The sequence below is a fragment of the Sphingobacterium sp. UBA6317 genome (assembly GCF_002440385.1).
GTDB classification, from domain to species: domain Bacteria; phylum Bacteroidota; class Bacteroidia; order Sphingobacteriales; family Sphingobacteriaceae; genus Sphingobacterium; species Sphingobacterium multivorum.
The window spans coordinates 151,431-165,305 of the sequence record NZ_DJTD01000022.1 but is presented as its reverse complement, the minus strand read 5'-3'; the positions used below and the strand labels follow the sequence as shown (position 1 = coordinate 165,305).

The window sequence follows — 13,875 nt, the reverse complement described above, 5'->3', positions numbered from 1 at the left end:
AGAAACGAAAAGAATAACAAAAAAGAAACGAAGCTCTTTCAATAGATATGTCAGTTGGCCTGACGATGATATATTATCATAGATCAGCCAATAAAGATTTTTAGGTGCCTATATCGGCGGTGTCTACCTCTTCCCATTCCGAACAGAGCAGTCAAGCCCGCCAGAGCCGATGGTATTGCCGTAACAGGTGGGAGAGTAGGTCGGTGCCTTTTTTTACACGGAAGCCCTTGCTGGAAACAGTCAAGGGCTTCTTTCGTTTAGCTACCTGCCTGTACTTCCCCGTACAATGCTATTGCATATCCTCCGCCTATTGGTTATCGCAGTACGTTGCTTGAGTTTACTTTCCTTATAGGCTATCCAACTGTTGTGAATTATACAGTGAGTGGCTATAGTTCTTGCTATAAAATTCATATGTTATACGGTCATTCTACACTGTTATTAAGCTTAATAAGGCAGATATCATTGTATCCACATACTATTTCTCATCTACATATCCCGATCAGGAACCCGATAACATTATACTTCTAGCTAGGCCTCTGTGAAGTTACAATTGCTTAACGATAACAAATGCAGCTCGGCATTCATTAGTAATCATTGCTGGATTATATTGTAGCAATGCCATTATTCTACTCGGAATTTCATTATTAAAAACTCTGTGGCTGCAGAATATCGATTGAAAAACAACGAAGATAAAAATTTAAGCAATCGTTTGTGTAGATTAAGCAAACGATTGCTTTCAAGTTTCATTTTTTATTTAGAAAAAAGTGTTATATTATTGTTATAGAGATTAAGTTCTTTAAATAGAACCAACTATAAAATCCGATCCAAAAGGATTTTTTCTATTGACTGTTTAGTTTGTTTTAAAATAGGTGATTTTTTAGAGGGACCAATTGGTCCCTTTAAATTTATATGAACTTTAAATTATGGATTCTAGAAGAGATTTTCTTAAAAAAGCCGGAATATTGTCATCGCTGGCTGTTTCACTCCCTACTCTGGTCAATGCCAATACGGCAGCCGCGTCGTTTAATATGTCTGGATATGCAGCTCCAAAAATCGATAAAGTCAGAGTAGCGGTGATAGGATTGGGTATGCGCGGTCCTGGTGCTGTTGAACGCTTGTCCTTTATTGAGGGATGCGAAATTGTCGCACTTTGTGACAAGCATCCAGACCGGGTGGAGCGCGCAACAAAAATTGTTACATCGAAAGGTTTAGCAGCTCCTAAAGCGTATTCAGGTGAAGATGGCTGGAAATCCTTGTTGAAAGAAGAGAAGCTTGATCTGGTCTATATTTGTACGCCTTGGGATTATCATACTCCGATGAGTATTGCGGCGATGAAAGCGGGTAATCACGTGGCTTGTGAAGTCCCGATCGCTTTGACAATCAAGGATTGTTGGGAGGTGGTAAAAACATCCGAGGCAACTAAAAAGCATTGTATGATGCTGGAGAACTGCTGTTATGATTTCTTCGAAATGCTGACATTGAATATGGTGCGCCAAGGCTTGTTTGGCGAGCTCGTTCACGCCGAAGGTGCTTATATTCACGATTTGCTTGATCTTAACTTTGCAAAAAATGGCTATGATAACATGTGGCGCCTAAGAGAAAATATAAAACTAAATGGAAATCTGTACCCTACACATGGACTTGGACCTGTGGCACAATGCTTAAATATCAATAGAGGGGATAAAATGGATCATCTTGTGGCGGTGTCTTCCAGTGATTTTATGATGGGAGAAAAAGCGAAAGAGTTAGCCGCTAAGGATTCTTTTTTTCAGGAATTTGTAGGAAAGAAATACCGTGGTAATATGAATACAACGCTTATCCGTACGGCCAAAGGGAAAACGATTATGTTGCAGCATGATGTTACTTCTCCTAGACCTTATTCTAGGCTACATACACTGAGTGGTACCAAAGGGTTTGCACAAAAGTACCCTACGGAGAATATTGCTTTTGGTCATGAATTCATTACAGAACAGAAATTGAAGGAACTGTATGATAAATACACCCCAGAATTGGTAAAATATATTGGTGAGCAGGCAAAGCAGGTCGGTGGACACGGTGGGATGGATTTTATGATGGACTGGCGTCTAATTGATTGTTTGCGCAATGGATTACCTTTGGATCAGGATGTCTATGACGCTGCTTCATGGAGCTGTATCGTACCGTTGAGTTTCGAATCTGTCGAAAAGAACTGTAAAACAGTTGATGTACCGGATTTCACAAAAGGTGCATGGAAAAATAATACGCCGGTAGAAATCACGTTAAAAGGTGGCGGAAATACGCCTATCCGTTCGAGATCAGCGAAAAAAGAAAATATACAATTGGGCGTATAGCCCTCCTATATAAAATGACTTATTGAAGGGGAACTTTTTATTGTTCCCCTTTTATGTTTATCTTTAATTATGTTATTCAATCTGACTCTAATTACCTGTTTATCGTTATTTTCCACCAAGGATACACTTTCCTGTTGTGTTGGGGAAAATATACCTACTCGCGCTGGTATGATAAAATCCCAAATTGCCCAGCTAAAAAGCAAGAATGCGGACAAAATGATATTGGTCGAAGGGGGCAAATTTCTAATGGGAAGTTCAAATTTTGAAGATAGTAAGCCCCTACATCAGGTTGAACTAAATTCATTTTATATGGATGAACATGAGGTCACAAATGCACAGTTTGCGCAGTTTGTAAAGGAGACGGGTTATGTAACTGTTGCTGAGCGAGAGCTTGATCCGAAAGATTTTCCGGGAGTGGATCCCAAGATGTTAGTCCCGGGATCGGCTGTGTTCTCTAAGCCCAAAGAACTCAATTCATTAAATAATTACCTGATGTGGTGGGAGTATGTCCCTGGTGCAAACTGGCAACATCCCGAGGGGCCGAATAGCTCGATAAAGGACAAAATGAATTATCCTGTTGTTCAGGTTGCCTATGAAGATGCTGCAGCTTATGCGGAATGGGCAGGCAAGCGATTACCTACAGAAGCGGAATGGGAATATGCGGCTAGAGGACGTAAAGATGCAAACGACGATTTGTATTATTGGGGCCAAGACTTGAAGCCTAATGGTAAATGGACCGCAAATATTTACCAGGGAAAGTTTCCGGTACAAGATTCAAAAGAAGATGGATTTGAGGGGACAGCACCTGTAAAATCATTTCAGGCAAATGCGTTGGGACTGTATGATATGGAAGGGAATGTGTGGGAATGGTGTGCTGATTTTTATAGACCTGACTATTATCAGCATAGTACAGCTGCTAATCCCAAAGGACCACAAGATTCTTATGATCCACAGGAACCAAATCTTGAAAAACGCGTTCAGCGGGGAGGGTCATTTCTTTGCAATGATCAATATTGCGAAAGGTATAAAGCCGGAAGCAGAGGAAAAGGAGAGGTCAACAGTCCTACAAATAATGTTGGATTTCGCTGTGTAAAAGATATAAAATAGAAAAGGCTTGCATGTGCAAGCCTTTTCTATTTTATTGATATGCCTTATTGTGCATTCAAAAACATTGATTTTTGATTGTACAATTCTCTGAAATAAGGATCTTGTAGATCTTTGATAAAGCGAATTGCTTCACCAGTTGATTTCATCTCAGGGCCTAATTGCTTGTCTACTTCAGGGAATTTATTGAAAGAGAATACAGGTTCTTTAATCGCGTATCCTTTCAATTTACGTTCGATTGTAAAGTCTTTCAATTTATTGACGCCCAACATGACTTTAGTTGCAATATTGATGTAAGGAACATCATAAGCTTTAGCGATGAAAGGAACTGTACGTGATGCACGTGGATTAGCCTCGATTACATATACATTTTCACCTTTGACAGCAAACTGGATGTTTAATAGACCTCTTACGTTCAACGCTTTTGCCAATTTAATAGAGTATTCTTCCATTTTGTCCTGAACAGCTTGTGATAGACCAAATGGAGGCAATACCGCCGATGAGTCACCCGAGTGGATACCTGCAGGCTCGATGTGTTCCATCATACCAATGATGTGTACATCTTCACCATCACAGATTGAATCTGATTCAGCTTCTTCTGCACGATCCAGGAAGTGGTCAATCAGAATATGATTTCCAGGAAGATTCTTCAACAAGTTAACGACAGCTTTTTCTAAATCTTCGTCATTGATGACAATACTCATTCCTTGTCCGCCCAATACGTAAGAAGGACGCACCAATACTGGATAGCCAACTTCGTTTGCAACTTGTAATGCTTCTTCTGCTGAAGTTGCTACACCGTATCTTGGATATGGAATTTCCAGTTCTTTCAATAGATCGGAGAAACGGCCACGGTCTTCTGCCAAGTCCATATTCTCAAATGAAGTACCGATAATTTTTACGCCAAGTTGCTCTAGACGCTCAGCCATTTTAAGAGCCGTTTGTCCACCCAACTGAACGATAACACCTTCGGGTTTTTCTAATTCGATGATCTCACGTACGTGCTCCCAGAATACGGGCTCGAAGTATAATTTGTCAGCCATATTGAAGTCTGTCGATACAGTCTCCGGGTTACAGTTAACCATAATCGCTTCGTAACCACATTCTTTAGCGGCTAATAAACCATGTACACAAGAGTAGTCGAACTCGATACCTTGACCGATACGGTTTGGACCAGAACCTAAAACGATGATTTTCTTTCTATCTGAAGAGATGGATTCGTTCTCTTCTTCGAATGTCGAATAGTAATAAGGTGTTTGTGCCGGGAATTCTGCAGCACAAGTATCGACCATTTTGTAAACACGGTTGATACCTAACTCCTTACGACGATCGTACACTTGATCCTCGGTTACATTTCCTAATAACCATGCGATTTGTACATCTGAATAACCTTTTTGTTTTAAGGTCATGAAGAAGTCGCGTGGAATATTATTCAATTGATAACGACGTAATTCTTGCTCAAGGTGTACCAACTCTTGGATCTGTACCAAGAACCATTTGTCGATACGTGTTGCCTTACGGATCGATTCCAAAGGAACGCCTAATTCGAAAGCATCTTTGATATGGAATAAGCGGTCACCACTTGGATGTTCGAGACTATCCATGATTTCGTCAAGGTTTCTCCATTGACGACCATCAGCACCTAAACCAGCGCGGCCAGTCTCCAAGGATTGACATGCTTTCTGTAAAGCTTCGATAAATGTACGGCCGATTGCCATAACTTCACCTACCGCTTTCATTTGTAGACCTAATTCTTTGTTTGCTCCTTTGAATTTATCGAAGTTGAAACGAGGAATCTTAACAATCACATAATCCAATGTTGGTTCAAAATATGCGGATGTTGTCTTGGTGATCTGATTTTGTAATTCATCTAAGTTGTAACCGATCGCCAGTTTAGCTGCAATCTTCGCAATTGGATAACCCGTTGCTTTCGATGCTAAAGCGGAAGAGCGTGATACACGTGGATTGATTTCGATGGCGATGATCTCTTCGTTTTCTGGGTTTACAGAGAACTGAACGTTACAACCACCCGCAAATGTACCAATTGAACGCATCATTAGGATAGCCTGATTACGCATATCTTGATAACATTTGTCTGATAATGTCATGCCTGGTGCAACGGTGATCGAGTCTCCAGTGTGGATACCCATTGGATCAAAGTTTTCAATAGTACAGATGATGATAACATTGTCATTGGTATCGCGAAGTAATTCCAACTCAAATTCTTTCCAGCCCAATACAGCTTGTTCAACCAAAACTTCATGTGTTGGTGATGCATGTAAACCTCTATTTAAGGCTGCGTCAAAATCTTCTTTTCTGTGAACAAACCCACCTCCTGTACCTGCAAGGGTATAAGATGGACGTATAACAAGCGGATAGCCAATCTCTTGTGCCGCTTCTTTACCTTCAAGGAATGAGTTTGCAATTTTGGATGTTGCAACGCCCACACCGATATCAACCATTAATTGACGGAATTCTTCGCGGTTTTCAGTTTTTTCAATGGCAGCAACATCAACACCGATAACTTTTACATTGTATTTTTCCCAAAGGCCTAGGTTGGAAGCTTCGATACATAAGTTCAAAGCCGTTTGACCACCCATGGTAGGAAGTACAGCGTCAATGTTGTGTTTTTGCAAAATCTCTTCAATACTTTCGCAAGTTAATGGAAGTAAGTAGACATTGTCCGCAACAACTTTGTCCGTCATGATTGTTGCAGGGTTTGAGTTGATGATGGATACTTCAATACCTTCTTCTTTCAATGAAAGGGATGCTTGAGATCCAGAATAATCAAATTCACAAGCTTGACCGATAACGATGGGACCTGATCCGATGATTAAAACCGACTTAATGGAAGTGTTTCTTGGCATTATATCTAGTTCAAAAAATTAAATTTCCTATTGTAAATCTGAGCAAAGACAATCAAAAATAGCTCATGGGGAAGGGTCATTCCGACTGCTTTGTCGGAGTGCAAAGTTACATTTTAAATTTTGAAAATTAAGTATTTATTTTAATAATATTTCAAAATTAAATGCCGTTTGTTGGAAAAGTAGTCCTGAAAAACAAAAACGAGTATAGAACCTTCATGATTTTAGAGCTATTGGTGCTGTGAAATCATGAAGGTTGTTGTTTTCCGATAACAGTGAGTTTTGAACTCATTGATGCTTTAATGAGAAACCACAAGTCAATAAAACATGCAGGTTTAGAAAACTGTCCAGATGTGTTTAATAAACGATGATTTCGTCTGTAAACAAATAACCTTTTTTAGGATTGCTGGCTTTGATCTTTATATAACGCGCCTGCTGTGCTTTGTCAAGTTTGAGTTCAAACCTTTTGAAAGTCAACTTGGACTCTTTATCGGATATATCATTTTTGATTGTTCCTACCGATCTGAAGGTACGGCCATTATCCGAAAGCAGGACTTCCATTTCTCCGGGCATGTAAACGCCTGGGCCAATTATCTGCATAAAATTCATGGCTACCTGGTGTATTTCTTCTCTACGTTCCATATCCACGACCACATCAATCGGACTGGTGAATCCTTGCCATTGGCCATCGTGATAGGAAAGTCCACCCATGATTCCATTTGTTAAGGTAGAATCTTTTTGTGCTGGATATCCCGACCATGCTGTGTTGTACGCTACTTTTTTTCCGATAGCGCGATGAATGTCAATATCAAAGGATAGGGTTGGACCAATTTTGATAGAATCTAGAAAATAAGCCGCATTGATATGGCCTGTCGAGCTGAGTTCAAATGGTCCGGTATACGGCGTAGACTGGATTGTAGGCTCACTGCCATCAATGGTATATCGGATCTGATCTGTTTTTAGTTGCTCGGTTGTCAGCATAATTTTATTGTTGTTTTTAGCTGCATTGTAGGTGGCCGTATAAGCGACATTAAAGGAAGGACGGTAATAATTGACGTTCAGATCTTGTAAAAGCTTATAATGAGATTGCAGTCTTCGCTCAAAGTCAGTCCAACTTTTCCCATCTTTATTGGTCCAATTGACCTCTGCTAAAGCCAATGCACGTGGGAATACCATATACTCAAGGTGTTCGGTGGTAGGAACATATTCTGTCCATATATTCGCTTGTGCTCCGAGAATATGCTTGGCTTTATCTCCTTGAATGGCCGCTGGAATAGGATCATATGAATACACCTTATCCAGTGTCAGGTAACCGCCGATGGCCTCAGGCTGTGTCCGAGGGTCTGTCTGATAAGAATCAAAATAGAGGTGTGAACCGGGAGTCATGATGACATCATGGCCTGCATTTGCGGCCTTTATGCCGCCATCTTCACCGCGCCAGCTCATGACGGTAGCTCCTTCGGTAAGTCCCCCTTGTAGGATTTCGTCCCAACCGATCAGTTTTCTACCCTTAGATTGCAGGTATTGATCCATTTGTCTGATGGCATAGCTCTGCAGTTCGTCGACAGATTTCAGTCCTTCTTTCTGCATGAGTGCCTGATCTTTTGGACAGGTTTCCCAATGCTTTTTCTCAGCTTCGTCACCGCCGATATGAATGTACTGGGAAGGGAATATTGTGAGGACTTCATCCAATACATTTTTTAGAAATTCAAAGGTTTTTTCATTACCGATGCAGAATTCTCCCTGACTATAGGGCTTTCCGGAACATGAGAGTTCGGGATATACGGCCAATACTTCTTCCGAATGTCCGGGCATTTCTATTTCGGGAATAACATTGATTCCTTTGCGGGCAGCATAATCGACCAATTCGCGGGCCTCTTCCTGTGTATAGAATCCACCGCTGGCATTTGGCGTACCTTTTTCTACATACTGACGACCATTGTTCCACCAATCTTTCCAGCTCGTATGTGTTCGCCAGGCCGCTTTTTGTGTTAACTCTGGGTACTTTTTAATCTCCAGTCGCCACCCTGCTCCGTCGGTTAAATGCCAATGAAAGTTATTGAACTTATAGATGGCCATGATGTCGATATACTTTTTTACAAAGGATAGTGGCATAAAATGACGCGATACATCCAGGTGTAAGCCACGATAGGCAAAGCGAGGCTCATCGACTATAGTCGCATAGGCTACTTTACTTGGATCGGCTTGTAGATAGCCTAATTGAACCAGCGTGTAAATCCCATTGATCACCTGAGGTACATTCCAAGCCCTGAGTAGCAGGCCTTTTTCATCGATTTGAATGGAATAGGCGTTCTTACTCAGATTATCTGCATCGACAGCTTTAATAATGCGAAAGCCTTCTTTAGGGCCTTTTTTATTTTTCTTGAGTACTTCGACAGTGAGGCTTTTGATGGCGGGGTGTTCAGTAAGTAACTGTGTCGCCTCCTGAAATTCATCTGAAACAATAACCTGAAGATGTGCAGGGATAGCGTATGTTCCAGTAGCCAAGGTGATTTTCGAAGGTTTGGGTATAATGTCAAAGTTGGTTTGGGCTTGTGCTGTAAAAATGGTTGCACCCCCAAGTAACAACATGGATAAAGATCGGCTCAGTCGCATAGTTTTGTTATTAGATTAATGATAATCAACACAAATATCCTAATTTTTGTTTCATAATTCTATTATTGACGGTAATCGCTTATTTTTTATGATATAAAACCAACAAATTGACGGTTAGAAATTACATTTTTAATCCTTAACTTTGTTGTATGATTGAACTTCCAGTTATTCCGGCAACTCCTGCACAACGCAAGCCTGATTGGTTGCGTGTCAAATTGCCTGTTGGTAAAGAATATAGACATGTCAGAAGTCTTGTAGACGAGCATAAATTACATACAATTTGTGAGAGTGGAAATTGCCCGAATATGGGCGAATGTTGGGGGGCTGGAACAGCAACCTTCATGATTTTGGGAAATATCTGTACACGTTCTTGCTCATTTTGTGCGGTAGCAACAGGCCGTCCGTTGGCGGTGGATCTGGATGAACCTAATCGTGTTGCCAATTCTGTCAAGTTAATGCAGGTAAAACACTGTGTGATCACTTCGGTGGATCGTGATGACCTAAAAGATGGTGGTTCGATAATATGGGCGGAGACAATTAATGCCATCCGAAGGGAAAGTCCTGAAACAACCTTAGAAACACTTTTGCCAGATTTTAAAGGACAATGGGATAATTTGGACCGCGTGATTGCAGTACGTCCAGAGGTTGTTTCGCACAACCTTGAAACTGTACGTCGTTTGACAAGAGAAGTTCGCGTTCAAGCTAAATATGATCGTTCACTTGAGTGTCTGCGTCGAATTTCTGAAGCTGGACTCCGTACAAAATCAGGAATTATGCTTGGTTTAGGTGAAACAGAGGAAGATGTTATCGAGGCAATGCAAGATTTATATAACGTTGGGGTACATATTTTGACACTGGGGCAATATTTACAGCCTACCAAAGCTCACCATCCTGTAATCGAGTGGATTACACCTGCACAATTTGAGAAATATCAGAAAATTGGTTTGGAAATGGGATTCAAGTATGTGGAGTCTGGACCGCTGGTTCGTTCTTCTTACCATGCAGAGAAACATTTATTTGATATGCAATAGAAAACATTTCTAAGTTTTTTAACAAAGAATATTTTTCGCAAGATATATAAAGAAGCCTGGGTGATTTTTTTGCTCAGGCTTCTTTTTTCTATTTTTTTTTAAATGAAACGGTTTGCCTCTAGGGGTTGAAAAACTTATTACTCTTGTTCATCATCGATAATTTGCTAAAACAGCAAGATTTCGATTACAAGATATTGGTCATTAGGCGCAAGAATAGACCAACAACACATCAGCAAAAAACCAGCAATAAAACAATAGACGAACATTAGGCCAAGACAATTGCTTCTTTCAGAGGTGGTCTGATACCTTATAGGTTAAAAACTGTACGGAGTAAAATTGTTCTTCCGCGAAGTTCAAATTCATTCTGTGAAATCATATTGGCCGTCATCAGGTAGGTGCGATAGTTTTTGATATTGGCCAAATTATTCATTTCCAATTCGATATCCATTTTCCACTTGTTGATCTTATAGCGCGTAAAAAAGTCGATGAAGGTATAACTTGCATTCTTCATGTTTGTTTGAAAGGTGGAAAGATTACGTAGGTTTAGCCGCATAAAGCCATTTTTAAAGGGACTGGCTGGAAAGCCTATGTTATGCATCATGGTGGTAGTTTTGTTTTGGATCGCATTGTCAAGGCCCTGTTGTTTGCTCCGGCTCCAATTGAATAGTCCTGAATAGGAAATATTATAAGATTTAAATACCTTAGCTTCAATACTGGGCTGAAATAGATAGCTCATACTTCGAGTAGGCACTAGCGCATTGTTTAACAATTGATTGTATTTGAAGTAAGAAATGCTTCCTTTTAGTTTGAGGGTACTTGCCAAAGGGAAGATGTATTTATCAAATCCGATCTGAGATGACCATCGATCTTGCAGGTTATCCATATTGACCAATATGTTTTCGGTGATGTTATTTTTTATAACGGACGATAACATCGTGTTGGAAAGCGATCTTGTATAGCTAATACCTGCATTTGCAAATAATACTTTTAGGGTGCGGGCCAAATTATAATTGAGATTAAACGTATGTTTTTTGGATTCATTTAGCGCTGCATTATTTTGGCTAAGCATTCTATAGTTCCGTAATACGGCACCACGGTATATATCTTCAATATTGCCTATATCCTGCGCAAATTGATAGTTAAATTGAAGATAGTCTTCTTGTGAAATCTGCCATCTTGCTTTTAAATTAGGATTGATCAGCATGGAATTTTTGGACGTGGCCAGTTGATGGCTGACATCTTCATAATGCGTAAACAAATAGGTGATCGGGATCTCGAGCTGGGTTTCAAATCGATTTGTTTTCCAGGAATATTGCGGTGTAATAAACGCTTGGGATCTGCTCCAATACAGATTATTACGGGTATTATCGCCCAATGTTCGAACACGTTGCTCATTATCTACTATGGTAAGGAGTGAGTTGAAATGTTGACGATCTGTATTGAAGCCAATTTGATAGTATTGTTTGATTCTGCCTTTATTGAAGCGATAACCTGTACTGACCTCCGTAAAAAAGGAAGGAACTTCGATTTGCTGGCGGCTGCTTTTATAGGGAATGCTATCGTTGAGTATTTCTGGAAAAACACCGGGATAGATCTGTAATGTCTGCGGTTTATTGCCATAATTTAAAGACCAGTTGATTGCAATAATGTCATTGTTTTTAAGTTGGGGTATATAGCTGAACAAGTTGCTGAATCCCTTGATGTGGTGTTTTTGGAACTGCTCGATCTGCCCTGAGGAGTTTGCCAGCAATGCTGTAATATCTTTTTTTTCATATTCAAATGATAAAGTATTGCTCGCATATTTCTTTTCCGTATTGGTCGATGCCGAAAGTCTGGCTGCGCCAAGCCAACGCGCTGTTTTCATGTGATTTTGCTCATTAAAATAAACGTCACCATCATCGAGCAGGTATTGCGTGTTTGAGGCATTATTTTGCCTATCGTTGTCGTATAAAACCTGAATATTGGATTTTAGCTGCCAGAGATTCTTGAGGTTGTATAGGTTATTGGTGTTCAGTGAACCGGTATTGTTGAAGTAATAATTATTTTTAGGAATATTTGGACTGCCTGTTGTGCTCGTCGCCAGGAGATTGTTGATAGTCGAGCTGCCGAACTTGGCCAGTAAAGAGGATTGATTGGCTCCAATAATATCTCCGGAAAGATCATGACCTGTATTATTCCCGTTGAGAACATTCAGCATCTTTACTTTCTTGTTGAATAGGATTGAATTCAATTCAGGATCATAGAGATTGGGGGTGCCGACGCCAATTTTGGCCTGTCCAGTGAGCTTCAGCTTAGCTTCCTCTTTGATAACGAGATTGATGGCGACGTCGTCTGTAAATCTTTTATTTTTAAGGACCTTATAATGTTCGTGATTGTCGAGCACCTGAATGTCCTTTACCATTTTATGCGGGATTGTCCGTGTACCTACACCATAGCGATTTTCCAACAGATCGTCACCGTCAATGTAAAGTTTAGAAACGGTTTTATCCTGGTATTTTATAAGCCCCGATTCGGTAACTTCCATGCCCGGAAGGCGTTTGATTACGTCGCCTATATTGCGATCCTCCTCTTTGGCAAAAGATCCGACGTCGTAGGAAATCGTATCATTTGAACGGCTCACTTTAGGTTTGCTCTTTACAATGACGTCTTGTAGCAGATTGGTTTTTGGAACGAGGGCGATCCGAAGATTGGATGTCTGTGTGCCAAGTTTGAGTTCAAATTTTTCGTAAGTAAGGTGATTGATCTGCAGGTAAAGGCTCGCATATTCCTTTGTCAATGTGATTGTGAAACGCCCATCTTTATCTGTCGGCTTGAAAGCGATGATTTTACCGTCTGAAAGGATGTTGACACTGGCAAAGGGTACGGGATGCTGTGTCTTATCCACTTGGACCGTTCCACTAATCGTTTGCTGGGCAAAGGTTATTTGCTCAAGCAAAACGACTATAAATAAACATAGAAATACTTTCATTAAGGCGTCAGCTCTATCGGATTATTGGTAACCTTCGAAGGTTTGTATTTATCGTCTCTTGAAATATTGAAACTTTTTATTTTGGATGGATCCAAAGCACCAATAGGGGAGCTTCCACCTGAATTACCGGATCGAACGGCAACGATGTTTCCGTTTGAGCCTACATTGATGGCTCTATTCTTTCCGGATTGCGCTTGCATGTAGGCTTGAGGATTGGCCTTAAAGGCTTCCTGAATTTTCTTTACTTCATCTGCCGTACTTGCGATGGTATTTTGTGGCAGTTCGACAAATGTTTTTCCATCTTCAATTTTATCGAATCCGGCGTAAGCAAAAATCACTTCATTTTTTGTGTCCCGTGCGTCAAGGATAAGTCCGGGTAGACCATGAAGTTTCCAGGGACCATAGGAAAATGGAAGTTCGGTTGTAAACCAGGCGATATAGGTGCGGCCTTTGAATGTTGCCTTCGCATTTTGGCAATTGTAACCACCGATTTCTTTACGATCTCCCAAGATTTCCCAATCCTGTGTGGGATATGGTGAAGTAATGGAGAAATGGTCACTAGCAACGGATATTACCTCTGTTATTTTATTTTGATCGGGGTTGATTAGATAAGATGATGATGAGGGCGAGGAGCGCGTAGTAAGGGTTAGATTGCCGGAAAATGCGGGATCTTCCATCTGTTTTTTGACCTCTTCCTGCATGCGTTTGGATGAATATGACGTATAGTAGCTGCCCTGCTGATTCAGGTAAACCACTGTTTCATCGCGTAAAAATTGGTCCCGTTGGGTACTGTCATTGACATGTTTGAATTCGTAATGTACTTTAGCGATGGCAGGAGTACGCTCTTGTGCAAATAATAGCTGCGTGGCCACAGACAGTAGGATTGATAATGAATATTTCATAAATATATGTTTATATCGTAAATATACGAAATATTCGTAATTGTAAAAATTTATTTGAAC

7 protein-coding genes and 1 rRNA gene are annotated in these 13,875 nt (G+C 40.5%); 4 read left to right on the top strand and 4 right to left on the bottom strand.

Annotation, left to right across the window (positions count from 1 at the left end; translation table 11 throughout):
- Window positions 1–100: 100 nt before the first annotated feature.
- The 3 genes from rrf to B3E92_RS06665 all read left to right on the top strand — a co-directional run bounded on the left by rrf (window position 101) and on the right by B3E92_RS06665 (window position 3,437).
- Window positions 101–212 (top strand): 5S ribosomal RNA (rrf, locus tag B3E92_RS06675).
- Window positions 213–923: 711 nt separating this feature from the next.
- Complete coding sequence (locus B3E92_RS06670; protein WP_239468794.1) at window positions 924–2,330, top strand: Gfo/Idh/MocA family protein; 1,407 nt, start codon at window positions 924–926, stop codon at window positions 2,328–2,330.
- 168 nt (window positions 2,331–2,498) lie between these two features.
- The gene (locus B3E92_RS06665) at window positions 2,499–3,437 is read left to right on the top strand and encodes a formylglycine-generating enzyme family protein (RefSeq protein ID WP_254667666.1); all 939 of its coding nucleotides are present in this window, start codon (window positions 2,499–2,501) and stop codon (window positions 3,435–3,437) included.
- A 44-nt stretch (window positions 3,438–3,481) separates the two neighbouring features.
- Here the strand turns inward: B3E92_RS06665 and carB are convergent, their stop codons facing one another.
- Both carB and B3E92_RS06655 read right to left on the bottom strand, forming a co-directional pair.
- Window positions 3,482–6,301 (bottom strand): carbamoyl-phosphate synthase large subunit, encoded by a 2,820-nt coding sequence (carB, locus tag B3E92_RS06660; protein ID WP_070563252.1) that lies wholly within the window; start codon window positions 6,299–6,301, stop codon window positions 3,482–3,484.
- Between the two features lie 354 nt (window positions 6,302–6,655).
- On the bottom strand, window positions 6,656–8,914 hold the full coding sequence (locus B3E92_RS06655; protein ID WP_083295834.1) for a beta-N-acetylhexosaminidase: 2,259 nt from the start codon (window positions 8,912–8,914) through the stop codon (window positions 6,656–6,658).
- A 149-nt stretch (window positions 8,915–9,063) separates the two neighbouring features.
- On the opposite strand from B3E92_RS06655, the gene lipA reads away from it, so the two are divergent.
- Window positions 9,064–9,945, top strand: coding sequence for a lipoyl synthase (gene lipA, locus B3E92_RS06650; protein ID WP_046672297.1), 882 nt, complete (start codon window positions 9,064–9,066; stop codon window positions 9,943–9,945).
- 307 nt (window positions 9,946–10,252) lie between these two features.
- On the opposite strand, the gene B3E92_RS06645 is transcribed toward lipA, so the two are convergent.
- Together B3E92_RS06645 and B3E92_RS06640 are read right to left on the bottom strand one after the other, a co-directional pair.
- Window positions 10,253–12,913: a hypothetical protein gene (locus tag B3E92_RS06645; RefSeq protein WP_286709372.1), complete on the bottom strand. Its 2,661-nt coding sequence runs from the start codon at window positions 12,911–12,913 to the stop codon at window positions 10,253–10,255.
- Complete coding sequence (locus B3E92_RS06640; RefSeq protein WP_070563257.1) at window positions 12,913–13,815, bottom strand: GLPGLI family protein; 903 nt, start codon at window positions 13,813–13,815, stop codon at window positions 12,913–12,915. Before B3E92_RS06640 ends, B3E92_RS06645 begins: the two co-directional genes overlap by 1 nt.
- Window positions 13,816–13,875 lie beyond the last annotated feature (60 nt).

Excerpts from the sequence above, each read along its gene's own strand:
- B3E92_RS06670 (WP_239468794.1), top strand. The coding sequence starts at position 924 with ATGGATTCTAGAAGAGATTTTCTTAAAAAAGCCGGAATATTGTCATCG.
- B3E92_RS06665 (WP_254667666.1), top strand. The coding sequence starts at position 2,499 with ATGATAAAATCCCAAATTGCCCAGCTAAAAAGCAAGAATGCGGACAAA.
- carB (WP_070563252.1), bottom strand. The coding sequence starts at position 6,301 with ATGCCAAGAAACACTTCCATTAAGTCGGTTTTAATCATCGGATCAGGT.
- B3E92_RS06655 (WP_083295834.1), bottom strand. The coding sequence starts at position 8,914 with ATGCGACTGAGCCGATCTTTATCCATGTTGTTACTTGGGGGTGCAACC.
- lipA (WP_046672297.1), top strand. The coding sequence starts at position 9,064 with ATGATTGAACTTCCAGTTATTCCGGCAACTCCTGCACAACGCAAGCCT.
- B3E92_RS06645 (WP_286709372.1), bottom strand. The coding sequence starts at position 12,913 with ATGAAAGTATTTCTATGTTTATTTATAGTCGTTTTGCTTGAGCAAATA.
- B3E92_RS06640 (WP_070563257.1), bottom strand. The coding sequence starts at position 13,815 with ATGAAATATTCATTATCAATCCTACTGTCTGTGGCCACGCAGCTATTA.